We start from the raw sequence: 15483 nt of genomic DNA, 5'->3' as shown, positions 1-15483 counted from the left end.
AGTGTTTTAAAAAGTCAGCCGCCCAATGCTCATCGCTTCCTCTCGTCTTGTCAGCAGCGCCGCCAACACCAAACTGATCGAGGTCCAGGTCGGTGTTGATCCCACAGTGCGGCCGGCAGTTAACGGTTACACAACATATCAGTTTGAGCTCAACTGGAACCCCTTGTTGGCCAGTGTCGATGCAGCCTCGGTCAAACTCATCGGCAGCTCCGCTAACAATGATGTGTCAGCGTTTGATGCCAACGCACTCGCGTCTGGCACGCTCAGGGCGGGTGGTTGGTCGGGTACGGGAACGTTCAGCGGCGCCACACCGCTGCTGACTTTCCAATACACGCAAACAGCCTTGGTGCAGGTCAACTTTGTGGTGAGCGAAGAGCGCTTTGACAATGCCAGTTATCTGTCTAACCAAAGCCAGCGCAATGTGATTCAAGTGGCCATGAACGCAGCGGGCCAGGCTGTGACGCCAATTGCCTACGAGGCGGTGCCACCCGCCATATTGAGCGTGAGCCCCAACAGCTCAGAAAGCGTGTCCAAGCTCGACAACAATCTGGTGGTCACTTTCAGCGAGCAGGTTGTCAAAAGCAACGGCGTGATCACGCTGCGCTCAGGGGCTGCACTGGAAACGCTGGTCGAGTCATTCAACATCGCCACCAGCACCCAGGTCAGTTTTGTAAACAATGTGCTGACGATCAATCCCAAGGCCAACTTGGTGGCCGGGACTTCTTATGCCTTGGTCATCCCAGCAGGTGCAGTATTTGATGTATCGGGCAATGCTCTGCCCACCGCCAGCACTTATTTGTTCGCCACCACGGCCTTGGACAAAACGCCGCCCACGGTGGTCACTGCCAACCCCGCCTCTGGCGCCGCGGCCGTGACCGATCTGAACACCTCTTTGGCGGCCACGTTCAGCGAAAACGTGGTGCCCAAAAAAGGCTTCATTGAGCTGCGCGTGGGCACTGCCACTGGTCAATTGTTTGAAACCTTCAACGTGGAAACCAGCAACAAGTTGGTTTTCAGTGGCAACACGGTCACAGTCGACCCTACCAACCCCTTGGAGGCTGGCAAAACCTATACCTGGGTGTTTCCTGCCGGGGCTGTGGCCGATGCCGCAGGCAACGCTTTGGCTGCCAAAGTCAGCTCCACATTCACCACCGCAACGGCCACCGTCTCTTTGCCTATCAGCGTACCCAACCCTGACCTGAAGGCGGTGCCTGCGCAAAGCAAGTTGAACTTAGCCCAGCTGAAGTCGCATCTGCCTGGCGTAACGGACGCGCAGACGATCAGTCAATACAAGTTGGGCGATGTGCTGGTCCTCAAAACGACGCCCGCAGACCCGCTCAGTCCATCGGGCATGTCCAGCGAAACGGTGGTCGTCAACCACCCCACGCAAGCAGCAACTGGGGCCATCAATGACGCGGCCTTGAGTTTGAATGTGCATGTGCCTGCAGGCATCAAGCTCGTGAGTTCCGGCCCCTCTGCTGCGACCACGGCTGGGCAGTCGCAAAAATACTTTGACGATTTGTTGGAAAAGTACTTTCCTGCGCAAAGCATCGGCCCTGAACTCCGTACGTACAAAGCCACTGTGTCGTCAGCCCTCAAAGACATGGCGGATCATTCTATTGCCACGCTTGGAAATGCTGGTGTTTATGCGGCGAGATTGTTCACGCCCATCGGTAATGCGGTAGACAATTTAAGCCTTTCAGGCAGTGCGCAAGAGCAAGATTTTTCTGTCATGAACTTGTTCAACCTGAAGAACAACGTGGGATTGACGGTGGACAACCTTTCACACCTCGTGGTCGTCGGTCCAGGCCAAGTCACGGCTACCGGCGGCGACACATACTTGGCCGCAGATGGCAACAACCAAACGCTGACCTGTGGTGCAGGCAACGATGTCATCCATGGCGGGGGGGGCACCGATGTGTTGACCGGCGGCGCTGGACGTGACACCTTTATCTTGGGTTCACATGGCCACATCACACTCAATGATTTCACGGCAGACGATGTGATGAATTTTGAAATTCCCGGCGTGCGCAATCTGACCGAATTGGTCTCGCGCGTCACAGCCGGCTATGCAGATGCGCAAAGCGTTAGCTACACGTTTGACACAGGGTTGGTGGTGACCTTGGTCGGCAAAACCGCCTCATCGGTCTACACACCCGAGATGTTTGCTTTCAGCACTTGAGGTAGTGGTTACCCTCTGCGTAAAAGGTTTTTGTTCTGAATACGGCTGTTGCTGAAAGACTCAGCACCGCCCAAATAAACGCACTGATTGATGGTCTCCAGCCTCGAGCTGTCTAACCATAAGATTGACCTCACTGGCATCATACAAACAGACTAAACTAAGAGATCGAACCCACCCGACTCAAACAGCGAGCACCATGGCTTCATTTCAATCGACGTCTTGGCAAGATGGTTTTGCGTCATCCACTGTCAACAATATTTTGGGCAAAACCAAGGCGGTTGGAGACACACTTTCCGACTCCATGGATGTCACTGACTCATACATCATTGGCAATGATTCTTCTTATTTGGGAATTGGTCTGTTGCCCAGCGGAAGGATAGAACTGTGGGGCTCCAATTTTCCAGATCTGAACAGTTCGGTCACGAGCGCTAAGTTTTCCATTTCCAAAATGGTCATCAGTTTGTCGAATGCAGAACTGATTTTCAATGGCTCGCTCAACTTCCGAATCACGCAGACCTCGGAAACCTTCAGCGGTTCGATTTCCAGCATATCTTTTTCTGGTGGTGGGGTCAGCCTTTCAGGTGTCGGCAGGTATTCTTTGACGAACTACGGTGATCTGGTGGCCATCAATTGCACAGAAACCTTGACGCTCCAGGACGGCTCCAGTTTACGGATGGTCACTGACTCATCGGGCAAATACACCAACATCACTTACAACGGCGGGGGCAAAACCTTCACTGCGACAGGCAGCTGGGCTTATGACGGCATAGACACCATTGCAGACTTGTTCTCGGCGAACGACACTTTCAATGGCACAGCGAGCAATGACTACTTGCAGGGCTATGTGGGCAATGACACCCTCAATGGCGGCGCCGGAAGCGACACAGCGGTTTACACAGGGCGTTATTCGGCTTCAACCATCACCAAAACGGCCACAGGGTTCACCGTTAAAACAGCGAATGAGGGCACGGATGTCTTGAACGACATGGAGTTCGCCAGATTTTCGGACCAGACTGTGAATCTGTCGCAGATTACAGCCAGCGTGCCTGGGACTCCAGTCCCCCAACCGTCAACCACCCCAAAAAACCTCAAAGGAACAGCCAACAACGAGACACTCGAAGGTGGTTCAGCAAACGACACCCTCGATGGCGGTGAAGGCAACGATGTGTTGGTTGGGGGGGCCGGCAACGACAAACTCTATGGCGGCAAAGGTACCGACACCGCACAATACGCAGGTTTTTACGCCAATTTCACGGTCACGGCTTTATACGAAGGCAAGAACGGGGTTTTCTCGGGCTATCAAGTCAAAGACAACTCGGGCGCCGAAGGCCTGGACGTCATCTCGACCGATGTGGAATTCTTAACATTTGGCAACAACCAAACCAAAATTGCTTTGAATTCAACGGGCACAACGTCGGTGGTTTTCAATAACTTGACCCCGAGCGCCAACGTCATCAACGGCTCTGATAGCGTTGACAATTTGGTGGGCACCCCCGGCATAGACAACATCTCTGCAGGTGGCGGCAATGATTTGATCAGTGCATCCGCCGGGAATGACACGATCGATGGTGGCGCAGGCATTGACACACTGTCCTACACGGGTCTTTACACGACGTTCACCGCTGCCGCAGGCACGAACGGTGCAGTGACCTTGACCAGCACCAAATACAACACCGACACCTTGCGCGCCATTGAACGCATCAAATTCACAGACAAGTGTTTTGCCAACGATGTTTCCGGTTCAGCGGGTCATGCGGCCAAGGTCATCACTGCTGCTTTTGGCAAGGACTACGTCCCTCAGTTCCTGGCCATTGGGTTGACCTTGGCAGACTCAGGCCAATCGGTCACCGACCTCTGCCAGACGATATCAAAGTCGCGTTTGGTTGAATCCATTGCCGGAGTGAACAATACTTTGGGGTATGTGGAAGCCATTTACAAAAATGTGGTCGGGCGTGCCCCCAACGTACTGGAATCAAACTCGTTCGTGAACATGATCGACTCAGGAACCATTTCCAGACAAGACTTATTGCTCATGGCAGCTCAACACAGCATGGTGTCCGAGACTGTGAACTCACTTAATGTGAGCTTGATGGGCATCGCCTACGACCCAGGCTTTTGATCAAGCCAGCAAGCGACGCATCAATTTGAAGTTGCTTGGGGAAAACGCGTCATGGGCCAAGAGGCCGGTTTGAATCAGATCAACATACGTACCTGTTTGCGGGTCTAAAACGTGCTGACGAAGCCGTCCCTCCACCTCAAAACCCAAATGCAGAGTGCCTTTGAGAGAGTGCGCATTGTCTTCGTAAACAAATGAGTAAAGCTTGTTGAACTTGAGCGCCTTGAAGAAAAACTGAAACAAGACCAGCATCGCGGCTGCAGACAGCCCCGTCGGTGCATTGGGCAGCATGCCCATCATGACCTCTGCCCTTTTGTGCATCAAAGAAATTTCTGTCAGACTGATCAGCCCCCAGGGCTTCGACTGCCTGTCTCTAACGATCCAGTGCAGGGCTCGGTTGTCGCCTACCGTGTACAGAAACTCCTTCTCCAAAATGGCTGTCAGTTCCTTCAAATCTTGTGGAATGCGGGCCGCGTGCCGATGAAAGCTGTAAACAAACTGGCTGTCTTGCCATAAGTGTTGTACGAACTCGGCGTCTGCGCCTTGACGGCGCGTGAGTTTGCAAATGCCCGCTTGGATATCGCTCCACAAAATAGGCTGGTGCTCCCACAATAAGTGCGACATCTCAGGACATTCTGCCACCCGTTGCTGCACCAGTTGATGGGCATGTTCAAATTGACGCGCCTGTCTGAGTTGGCGTGCCAAGCGTTGAACTTCTTGAATGATTTGCAGATGGGCCACTGTGTGCAGATGCGGTTGTCCTGGTCACACAGTGTATTTTGATTGAGGGAGCCCCACGCCCCATTAAAGTGACCAGCCAGACCCGAATAGCCTGGCTGGCACTCTGTGCGAATTAAGCGAACTCGATACCGTTGGCGGCCAAACCAATCAGTCCAATATTGGTTTCGTTCAGGCTGAGGTCAGCAGCAAAACGCACCAATTCGCCATTGGTCACACCACTTTTGAGCATCTGAACAAACAGGGCCTTATCGCCAGCCGGGGGTTTCACACCCACAAGGTTGGTATAGATGAGATCGACCACATCACCGGGATCTGTTTTGCGTGTAACCGACAAGGCCAACGCACACAAATCCGTGTAAGACATGCCTGCATCCATATAGGTCAAACCAATCTTCACATATTCTTTGTTCGTCACTGCACTCTTGCCAAACACAGCACCCAGAATTTTGGCAACCTGGGAGGCATTCGTGTCAAACGCCAGCTTTTTGTCCGAGAAAACAAATCGCTCAACGCTCGTCATGTTGTCAGAGACAACGGTTGTCGGGGCGGTTTTGTTGCGAACAGTGAATCCCTCATAACCGACACTGGCTGCATATTTGGTCAGGGTGTAATCGGTACTGGCTTGGGCGTACACCACCGTGTCAATGCCGTTGCCACCGTCAAAAAAGTTATAGAAGTTTTTGTTGCTCCAGCGGTTCATCAGGTCATTGCCATCGTTGCCCCAGGCACGGTAGGCGGTTCGATCTGCGCCCATGCCCAAGCTGTCTGGCTTGAAGGTGTCGTTCGCCGCGGTTCCGGCCTCCACCATATTGGAGCCGGTGGTCGAGGCCACTTTGAACGCAAATCCACGCCATGGCCCCAGGTTGTCTGCAGCATAAAGTGTCAAGCCTTCCAAGCCCGAGTTGGGCGTGAGGTATTGGCCTTTGGATGTGAAGGTGTATGTGCCCACCGCGTCATTGACTTTGCCCAACAAATCGTTGCCCACACGCTCGAAACTCACGTTCCACGTGCTTCTGGCCGTCAAATACACCTGCAAGGCGTCATGCTCGCTGTCAGTGCCCTCCTCGATGATGGTGTCGGTGGAGAAGTACTCCGTTTTGGTGCGGTAGGTGTCCGCGCCATTTTTGCCTTGCATCTCGTTTTTGCCAGGCCCCCCTTGCAAGGTGTTGTCGCCGTTGCCGCCAATCAGGGTATCGTCGCCCAACCAGCCCTGCAGGCTGGAGCCGAACAACGAATTGAGCGGGGCGATGAGGAGGTCATTGCCACTGGTGGCGTAAAAAGAATACCCCCCTGTTTGGGCGCTGTAGTCACCAGGGCCAGCAAAGAGCGCCAAGCTATTGAAACTTTCCCTCGAGGAGCCGGAGCGTTGGAAGCCCTCCACCGCGGTGGCCGGTGAGGCATAGGCGAAGGTGTAACTGGCCGATTTGCTGATGCTCGCGGCATCGATGGCCATCGTCAGATTGCCCACCGGGTTGACATAGAAGTCGGAAAAAATGGGCACCGATGTGGCTGCAAATTCAACGTAATCGTCGGTGGCACTGGTGCCGGTGAACGCCTTGCTGGCCGTGAAATCGGTTGCTGTGTTGACTGAAATTTTTCCAATATTGGCCATGGCGTTTTGCTCCAGATGTTTTTAGTCAAGCGGTGGGGGTTGCGTTATCGGCATGAAAACTGACATTTAAATCAATGACAACTGATAAAAGCCTTAAAATTATAAGCACTTATTCAATTTCAGTTTGATTCGGGATACTTAACGCTGTCATGTCTATCACTTTTCAAAATCTGAATCTACCCACGGGCCTGTACAACCTCCCCAAACGCCCTGAAGACAGCAGTTTGCCGCGTGATGCATTTGAGCTGGTTGGCACCCCCACAGCCAACCAAATCGTGGTCAAAGCCACCTACAAAGGCATGTTGGTGCAAGCCGTTGTGGATGGGAATTTTCAGTACCCCAACGGGCTGCCCACCAACCTGGCTGATTTCTCTGCCAAAGCTACAGGCACCACGACCAAAATCGAAACCTCTATCAACGGTGTTGTCATGGAGCGCACGGTGTTCAGCCCCGGAGTTGACGCCAAACTGGAAAATCAAGCCAAATCCTCGAAAGCCGCTGCTGAAATCATTTACAGCGGCAACGACACCTTCATTGGCTTTAAAAGTGGCAAATCCACAGCAGCCTCGGATGTGGTGGACGGCTTTGGTGGCAATGACATTTTTTATGGCAACGGCATTGGCGAAGCCAGTGATATTTTTTATGGTGGCTCAGGCAGAGACACCTCCGTTTACCGTGGCAAAAAAGCCAATTACACCATCGCACCAGCCACCGTTTGGGATGAATACACACAAAAATCCAATTTGCCAGGCCTGAAGGTCACAGACAAAGTCGGGATCGATGGCAGTCAATACCTTCATGCCGTAGAACGCCTGCAGTTCACCGACGGCACCTTGGCGTTTGATTTCCAGCCAGGCGAAAACGGTTACAAAGCGGCCATGCTGATTGGCGCGGCGTTTGGTGCACAAAGCGTAGGGACCTTCTTTGCGCCAGCCGTCCAGCTCTTTGACCAAGGCAAAACCACCGCAGAAATGGCCCAACTGGTGGTGGATTTGAAACTCATCGAAAACACCATCGGCAACACCAGCAACAAAGCGTTTGTGGTCGAGGTCTATGAAAACGTGGTCGGTATGAAGCCAGATATTTTTTCTGAAGCCATCTACATCAATTATCTCGACACAGGTGCCATGAGCAAGGCGCAACTGTTAACCATGGCGGCCAGTGCAGGCTTGCTGGAAACCCAAATCAACCTCACGGGTTTGCAAACAACGGGAGTGTTTTATTCCGGGTTTATCGGCGTCTGAGTTTTAACCAGTCCGGAATTTTGAAGCGGACGATCATCAAATAAGCGCTCACGTAAGTCGCGATGAACAGCACGCAAAAGCCAATCAAAACTGGTGTATTCGACCAAAATAACACGGCTGGTGCCACAGACATGAGCGTAAAAGCCATCAGGTAGGGACTGGTTCGGTTGTTGCGTGAGAGCAAACTCCGGGCTTCGTCTTCATCAAAAACCGAGCGCACCAAACGGCGATACACCAACTGGTGCAAATGCAAGGCATCTGCCAAGCTGGGCGACATGCCACGGGACGATTTCCTGTAGATGGAAAACACCGTTTCCCACACGGGGTAGATCAACAACAACATGGCAAACCACGGAGAAACCGAGTCGTGCCGTTGCACCAGCAAGATGCAGATCAAGGCGATCGAAACGCCCCACAAGTAAGCCCCCCCGTCACCCGCAAAAATCAAGCCTCTGGGGTAATTCCAGAACAAAAAACCCAAAGTCGTTGCAATCAAGCACAGACACAAAGCGGCCAACTGCCGGTCACCCACTTGTAAAGAAACATAGGCCAAGGCCAAGCCAATGAGCACCGTCACGGAACCCGCCAACCCGTTGTAGCCATCAATGATGTTGAAGGCATGTGGCAAGCCCATGATGGCCAGTATCGCCAAAACCATGCCGAGCATTGGCCATGTGGTCCACCAGGGGTCTAACCAAGCCAGGCCCAAGCGCGGTACAGAAATGTCCAAAAGGACAACGGCCATCAGGCCTACGCAGCCTGTAGCCAGCAAACGCCAACGCACAGCCACACGCTGTGTGACGTCTTCGGCCGAACCAACCAAGACCGCCGACAACACCACCAGCGACAAACCGACAAAATCGCTCCAAATCATGGGCACACCCAAATGCATGCCCCAGAAAGGCGCAACAAATGCTGTCGCTAAGCCGGCCACCCATCCCACCACCATGCCCAAGCCACCCAAACGAGGCACGGCCCCATGGTGAAATCGCTGGGGTGCATCTTGGACATAGTTTTGCGCGTGCCGACGAAACCACCGCCGCACAAAGCGAACAGCGATAAAAGAAACGACAAAACTTATGAAAGAAAGAAAAAGCACAACTCTGATCAGTTATTTATAAAAACGATTTTAAAGCAGTGCACTGCTGTTTTGGGGTAACGGTTAACGATAACGGCTATTGAATTGTCGGTACGGGGCAGACCACCACAAACGCCACAAGCTTTGGACATGCCAAGCCAAGTGCCGCCACTTGCGCCCTGTGTTTCGTTGTGCGTCGTGCACCACCGCGCCCCCCATCGGGGCGATGGACCAGCCAGCCAACTGCAAACGAAGGCAAATGTCGGTGTCCTCGCAGTACATGAAAAACCGCTCGTCAAAACCCTGCAGGTTTTCAAACACCTCGGTTTTGAAGAACATGCAGGCCCCATTGACCCAGTCGGCCTGCGCTAAATCCATGGCCTGCGCTGAAGGCGCCACACCCACAAAGCGCAGGGCAACGCGCCGGAGCAACTGAATCGGTGTGATCAGGCGCCGCGCATAGTCTTGTCGCTGCCCGTTGGCGCCCAGTTGCTCAGGACAGACCAGCCCAACATGAGACGGCCAAGCGTCTTGCGCCAAGGGTTGCCAAAACCAGCTGTCTTGTGGCCAAAACACATCGGGGTTGATGACGCCGAACCATTGCGCCTGAGACGCACGAAAGGCTTGGTTGTGATTGGCCCCAAACCCCAAGGGCTGTGCGTTGCGCAGAAAGGTCAATTCAAACGGCCACTTTTGCGCATGGAGTTGCGCCTCCAACTCCGGCTCTGGCAGATTCAAGGTCAGCAAAACGCGGGTTTTGAGATGGCTGTGCTGCAAAGATTCTGCCAATGACGCGAGCGACTGACGCACCAAATCACCATGGCCGTGGCTTACCAAAGAAAAGTCAACGGCCACTTGGTTTGACATCAAAAGAGTGGCCTTTGCCTGTTCAAACCCTCAAACCACCCACAACACATTGCACCCCGCCATGGCGGCGGTGGCGCAGCCAGTGATCTCGACCACGGCTTGGTCGGAGCCGACGTGCAGGTAAACACCATCGTCCAGCGCTTGCCAGCCGATGGACTCGGCTTCGATCTCGGCCAATTCGCGCCAAAAATCGGCCTCGATGCTGTCTTTGGCATCGATGGCAGACAGGGATGTGCCGGTGATCGGTGTCATTGGGTTTGCCGAATGGAAGTGATGGTCATATCGGTCACGGGCACATCTTTAAAGCCACTGATGCTGTGCGTTGTCTGCTGAATGATGGCGTCGGGCACATCCATGCCTTTCACCACTTTGCCAAACACCGCATAGCCCGGGCTGGCCGTGCTTTTGTAGTCGAGGAACAGGTTGTCCACCACGTTGATGAAAAACTCTGAGGTCGCGGAATTCGCTGACCCCTCTGGGTCTTTAGGGTCATCACCCAATCGGGCCATGGCGATGGTGCCGCGCAGGTTAGACAAGCCCTTGTTGCTCTCCAGCACAATGGGCGCCAACTGCCCTGTTTTCTTGACCAAACCTGTGGTGTAGCCGCCGCCTTGCACCATGAAGTCCGGAATCACGCGGTGAAACAAGGTGTTGCTGTAAAAGCCGCGGTTCACGTAACCCAAAAAATTGTCGACCGTGACGGGTGCCACCGCTGGGTCCAGCTCGACCACCACAGCGCCATTGCTGGTGCCGCTGCTGCTGGTGATGGTGGTGGCGATGGTGACCTGGGGCTGAGGCACGGTGAGCGATGATTGGTAAATGACTTTGCCACTGCTGTCTTTGACGGTAAGCGGCATGGCCCCCACTTTGACAACCGTGCAGTTGAGCACTACCAAACTGGTAGAGCTGCTGGCCGCAAAACTGGGGTTGGTGCATGCGCCGCCCGTGTCCACGGTCATGCTGTTGCGCAGGTCGTTGCCACCAATGTTGATGACCGCCGTGCGGCTGTACTGCAAAGTGCGTGCGCTGACACCCGTCACCACAGGCGGAAACTCATTTCCACCACCGCCACAAGCCAGCAACTGCGCGGCCACCACCAGTACAGCGACGGATTTGAGTGTCAACAATAAAAAGCGGGGGGGCATGGCGTGATCGAAGGTGCTAACTGAACAGGGGGTTAACTGTAACGCAGGCTCAGCTCACTGGGGCCGTGGCTTTTGCCCTTTTCATTACAACAAAAGGTCATTTCTGGTTGAATGGGCTCTGGACACCATAAAGCAATCGAAATGCCCCGCCTCATAAAAATGGGGCCTGAACCGTGCTGATCAATTGGAAGACGGGCTTGAACGGAGAACCGCCAAGTCAGCCACCCACTGGATCTGTTTGGGCAGGCACACGGTGTTGAGATCGTAGTTGCGCTGTGCAAAGGTGCGGGCGTTGGCCCCCAGATTTTGGCGCTCTTGTGGCTTGTCGAGCAAGTCGCACACCTCTTGAGCCAAGGCTTTGGGGTCAAAGAAATCGACCAGCTTGCCTGTCTCGTTGTGTGTGATGGCCTCATGCAGTGGCTGGGTGTTGCTGGCCACAATGGCGCAGCCCGCGCTCATGGCTTCGAGCAAACTCCAGCTCAGCACAAAAGGGTAGGTCAGGTACACATGAACGGTGGACAGTTGCAGCAGCGAAACGAAGTGTTTGTAAGGCACTTTCCCTAAAAACAAGACGCGCCCCCAGTCTTCATCGGAAATTTGGGGGCGAACTTCTCGGCCAAAGACCTCTTTCCACGTTTGGCCACCGTGCTGCTGCAAAGTGGGTCTTGACCCGTAGCTCACGTCGTCCCCGCCCACGATCAGCACACGGGCCTGAGGTCGGCGTTTCAAGATTTCGGGCAGCGCCCGCATGAAGACGTGGTAACCCCTGTAAGGCTCCAGGTTGCGGTTGACGAAAGTGATGACCTCGTCCTGCTTGGTCAGCGTCAGGTTTTGGTTGAGCGTGAGTTTGATCCGCGGGTTAGGCGCAACCGCCTCGGTGTCAATGCCGTCGTGCACCACCGAGATTTTGGACCTGAACGGTTCCGCGAAAGTGCTGGCTTGCCAGTGGGTGGGGCTGATGCCCGCGTCGGCCACCTCAAAGTGCAGCAGGTTATTCAGGTTCTTCAACCGCAAACGGCATGCATCGGTCGGGTCATGATTTGTAAATTCCGGGTCAAAGCCGACATCGGCCCCCTGGAGCTGGTAGAAAAACTCACAATACATGCCCAGCTTGGCCCGAGGCCAAACCTCTTTGATGAACAGGCTCTCACCCCAGCCAGGGTGGGCGATGATGACATCGGGGGTAAAGCCCGCTTCCTTCAGCTTCAAAGCCGCCTGAAAGCACGCTTCGCCCCGGATGGTCTTGGTCTCAAAGTCTGACAACCACGGGTGCACGTTGGCCGTGCTGCCCCGGCTGGCGGTGTAAGTTACCAACTGCACACCCTGCCATTCTTTGGCCTCAGTTTTCCGCATGGTCATGGCCACCACCTTGTGGCCCTGCTGGGCCAGTGCAGGGGCCAAAAACTTGAATTGACCAGGAAAGTTTTGATGGATGAACAGGATGTTCATGGCTATGGTGAATAGAAAGACAAACCCACTATAGCCCGGTCACAGCCCACCCCAATCAAATGAAGCAGGCGGTTGTGAAGTCGGTCACCGTCACACCAGTGATGTTGATGACAACATCTGAAGCGTTGAATACACCGTCGCCATTGACGTCAACAACCAACAACATACCATCGTTAAAGGTCGCAAGTACGGCCGTTGCATTCGAGCCACCCGTGAACCGCTCGCCAGCAGCTACGGTGCCCGTAGCACTGTTGAATAACCCGGTGATTTCCGCTTGGGTGTCAGCCCCTGTTGAGTTAGCCGACACAGTGGCGGTACGCACACTGAGCGTTCCGGTCAAAGAAAAGTCCAGCAGATCGCCATTGGCACCGTCCAGAACCAGGTCGGTGATCCGATCAATTGCAGAGTTTGCGTTCGAATGGCTCGCTGTGGAGTATAAAAATTGATCACTACCTGGGCCACCGGTCAGTAGGTCGCTTCCTATGTTGCCCTGAATTGAGTCTTGTCCATCTCCGCCCACCAAAGTGTCGCTGCCGCTACCACCACGAATTGAGTCATTGCCAAAACCACCATTAATGGAGCTATCTGAAAGAGAAGTCGCTCCAAACAACAAATTATCATTGCCTGAACCACCTTGAATCGAAGCGCTTATATCTGGTATCGTAGATATTGAAATTCGAACGGTTAAAAGAGAACCTTGTATTTCTACAGCCGAACTGCCGGCAAGGTACAAAAACACACTAATGCCGTTCGCATATGCAGCACTTGTTACTGTACCCAGTGTCAGGACATGAGATCCCGCAGTTCGCGTTACGAACAAATTCTCCATTTCGGAAACCCTTGTGAAATCGCTGTCCACAATTGCAAGGTCTGAGGTGCCTGTAGCGATTGCCACTCTATCGGAACCAGCGCCGCCATTGACTGAAGCGGCCTGAGCTAGCTGAGCTGATGACGCAAAATTAAAGACGTCATTGCCCGCTCCGCCTGTCAATGTATCCGCGCCGCCAAAACCATTGAAGGTGGTGTTGTGACCCGCACCTCCAACAATCTGTTCTGCGCTGGTGGTTCCGGTGATGGTGAACGCTTCTGTCTGACCTGTCAGCGTCACGCTGGCACCAGCCCCCAAGGTGATTTTTTCGACAGTCGCCAGGTTGGCATCCACTGCAAATGCTATTGCAGCGCCTGCAGCCACAGCGATCGTGTCGTTGCTACCAGCACCACCCACGATGCTGTCATTGCCGTCGTCAGCCGTGGTGGTGACATAGAAGGTGTCATCGCCCGAGCCACCGGTCAAGGTGTCGACGCCTGCGCCACCGGTGATGGTATCGGCCAGGGCGCCGCCTGTCAGCGAGTCGTTGCCTGTATTTCCGTTGAGGGTCACTGCACCTTGCCCAGAGGATGAAGTCGCGTTGACCACGGTGTTCACACCCGCCGCACTGTTGGCGATGGCATCGGCTGTTGTGGCGATCAGCGTCACTGTGCCTGTGCCTGTCACGCTGATGGTTGTTGAGCCACCCGTGATGCTTCTCCTGATCGTGTCATTGCCCTGACCCGCATCCGTCACCACGTTGATGCCGCCACCGGCATTGATATCGTCATTGCCAGCACCGCCAGCAATGGTGTCGTCTCCCGCACCACAAACCACCGTTTCATTACCACTGCCACCGGTGATGTTGAAGCCTTCAAGCTGCCCAGTCAGCGTGACACTGGCACCAGCGCCGAGGGTGATGTTCTCTACCCCGGTGATGTTGGCATCGTTGTTAGCAAACACAATCGTTCCAGACACGGAAATAGTGTCTGAGCTACCGGCACCACCGTCGATCGTATCGCTGGCGTCTTCTGCTGTGTTGGTTAAGTTAAAGATGTCATTACCACCTGCGCCACTCAGGCTGTCCAAGCCAGCGCCACCACTGAGTGTGTCATCGCCAACGCCCCCCGTCAGCGTATTGTTGGTGCCGTCACCTGCCAGGGTCACGCCTGGTACGGCCGGCGCTGCCAGCGTGACCATGCCGTTGACCGCTGAGCCACCAAATACCCCCACCAAAACGACTGCCCCCAAGTCGCTGCCCGCACCTGCGCCATTGGTGTCATACACCAGCAAAGTGTGGGTGTCGGTACCGGTGTTCTCGGTGAACACGCCATTCACATAGGTGCCCCTTATCAGGCCCCAGCCTCCGGCAGTAGAAACCGCAGCCAGGTTGCTGGACACAGCAGCGCCGTTGATGCTGGCGTTTAGCCCCAGAGCGGTCAAGTCAAACCGGTCGCCCGCGGCCAAGTTGCTCACCACATCGATGCTGGCGCCCAAGTTCGTGGTGCCTGTGCTGATGCTGCCTGCAAAGCTGTCGGCCGCCGCCGTCAAGGCCACCGTGTCCACATCGGCATCGGCACCCACATCGATCGCGTCTGCACCTCCGCCGCCGTTGATGCTGTCCACGCCTGCACCTGCTGCAATGGTGTCATTGCCAGACCCGGCCACCACCGTCTCGTTGCCCGTGCTGCCTGTGATGTTGAAGCCCTCGGTCTGACCCGTCAGCGTCACGCTGGCGGCTGCGCCCAAGGTGATGTTTTCAACGCCTGTGATGTTGGCATCGTTGGTGGCAAACACAATGGTCTGCCCGGCGGTGACCGCAATCGTGTCGGCAGTGCCATCACCACCATTGATCGTGTCACTGCCGTCGCCCGCTGTATCGGACACATTGAAAGTGTCGTTACCCGCACCCCCAATCAGGCTGTCTGCACCTGCGCCACCGGTGAAAGAATCGTCACCTGCATCGCCCGTCAGGGTGTCGTTGCCATTGGTGCCGGTCAAGGTCAGGGGCGCAGCACTGGACGCACCCAGAACGCCGAACAAACCAGTCCACATCAGGTAGGCCGCCTTGGGAGTGAACCCCGGCGCACCTGGGATCAGCTGCACACCATTCACCGTATGCGAACCATGACTCTCAAGACGCCACCAAGTACGATTAGCTTTGTAGGTCCATGGAATGTTGAGTTTGCCCAGCAGTGCCCAGTGATCAGTGTTAATCATTTATAGTCGGTATTTATTACT

12 protein-coding genes are annotated in these 15483 nt (G+C 54.6%); 3 read left to right on the top strand and 9 right to left on the bottom strand.

The annotated features are described in order from the left end of the window. Nucleotides 1-25 precede the first annotated feature (25 nt). Nucleotides 26-2182: an Ig-like domain-containing protein gene (locus tag SWE17_RS13040; RefSeq protein ID WP_322993522.1), complete on the top strand. Its 2157-nt coding sequence runs from the start codon at nucleotides 26-28 to the stop codon at nucleotides 2180-2182. A 342-nt stretch (nucleotides 2183-2524) separates the two neighbouring features. On the opposite strand, the gene SWE17_RS13035 is transcribed toward SWE17_RS13040, so the two are convergent. Next, a complete protein-coding gene (locus tag SWE17_RS13035) occupies nucleotides 2525-2731 on the bottom strand; it encodes a hypothetical protein (protein WP_322993521.1) in 207 nt (68 codons plus the stop codon). A 49-nt stretch (nucleotides 2732-2780) separates the two neighbouring features. Here SWE17_RS13035 and SWE17_RS13030 point away from each other — a divergent pair, with 49 nt between their 5' ends. Beyond that, a complete protein-coding gene (locus SWE17_RS13030) occupies nucleotides 2781-4301 on the top strand; it encodes a DUF4214 domain-containing protein (RefSeq protein ID WP_322993520.1) in 1521 nt (506 codons plus the stop codon). Here the strand turns inward: SWE17_RS13030 and SWE17_RS13025 are convergent, their stop codons facing one another. After that, on the bottom strand, nucleotides 4302-5039 hold the full coding sequence (locus SWE17_RS13025; protein WP_322993519.1) for a GNAT family N-acetyltransferase: 738 nt from the start codon (nucleotides 5037-5039) through the stop codon (nucleotides 4302-4304). It lies immediately after the preceding gene. Nucleotides 5040-5151: 112 nt separating this feature from the next. Continuing rightward, on the bottom strand, nucleotides 5152-6651 hold the full coding sequence (locus SWE17_RS13020; protein ID WP_322993518.1) for a hypothetical protein: 1500 nt from the start codon (nucleotides 6649-6651) through the stop codon (nucleotides 5152-5154). A 149-nt stretch (nucleotides 6652-6800) separates the two neighbouring features. On the opposite strand from SWE17_RS13020, the gene SWE17_RS13015 reads away from it, so the two are divergent. Then, nucleotides 6801-7895: a hypothetical protein gene (locus SWE17_RS13015; RefSeq protein ID WP_322993517.1), complete on the top strand. Its 1095-nt coding sequence runs from the start codon at nucleotides 6801-6803 to the stop codon at nucleotides 7893-7895. Here SWE17_RS13015 and SWE17_RS13010 read toward each other — a convergent pair. The 6 genes from SWE17_RS13010 to SWE17_RS12985 form a co-directional block, all read right to left on the bottom strand. Beyond that, nucleotides 7882-8994, bottom strand: coding sequence for a glycosyltransferase (locus tag SWE17_RS13010; RefSeq protein ID WP_322993516.1), 1113 nt, complete (start codon nucleotides 8992-8994; stop codon nucleotides 7882-7884). The two genes, SWE17_RS13015 and SWE17_RS13010, sit on opposite strands and share 14 nt — an antisense overlap. 63 nt (nucleotides 8995-9057) lie before the next feature. Continuing rightward, nucleotides 9058-9840 (bottom strand): glycosyltransferase, encoded by a 783-nt coding sequence (locus SWE17_RS13005; protein ID WP_322993515.1) that lies wholly within the window; start codon nucleotides 9838-9840, stop codon nucleotides 9058-9060. Between the two features lie 30 nt (nucleotides 9841-9870). Beyond that, a complete protein-coding gene (locus SWE17_RS13000; RefSeq protein ID WP_322993514.1) occupies nucleotides 9871-10092 on the bottom strand; it encodes a hypothetical protein in 222 nt (73 codons plus the stop codon). Then, nucleotides 10089-10985 carry a peptidylprolyl isomerase gene (locus SWE17_RS15370; RefSeq protein ID WP_416235015.1) on the bottom strand — a complete coding sequence of 299 codons (897 nt, stop codon included), beginning with the start codon at nucleotides 10983-10985 and terminating at the stop codon, nucleotides 10089-10091. The genes SWE17_RS13000 and SWE17_RS15370 overlap by 4 nt, the downstream gene beginning before the upstream one ends. A 180-nt stretch (nucleotides 10986-11165) precedes the next feature. Then, nucleotides 11166-12434: a glycosyltransferase family 4 protein gene (locus tag SWE17_RS12990; RefSeq protein ID WP_322993513.1), complete on the bottom strand. Its 1269-nt coding sequence runs from the start codon at nucleotides 12432-12434 to the stop codon at nucleotides 11166-11168. A 55-nt stretch (nucleotides 12435-12489) separates the two neighbouring features. Next, nucleotides 12490-15462, bottom strand: a complete 2973-nt coding sequence (locus SWE17_RS12985) for a calcium-binding protein (RefSeq protein WP_322993512.1) — start codon at nucleotides 15460-15462, stop codon at nucleotides 12490-12492. Nucleotides 15463-15483 lie beyond the last annotated feature (21 nt).

This window comes from Limnohabitans sp. (genome assembly GCF_034680285.1).
GTDB lineage: Bacteria > Pseudomonadota > Gammaproteobacteria > Burkholderiales > Burkholderiaceae_C > Limnohabitans_A.
Note: the sequence above shows the minus strand (reverse complement) of the source record. Positions and strands in the feature narration are given on the sequence as shown.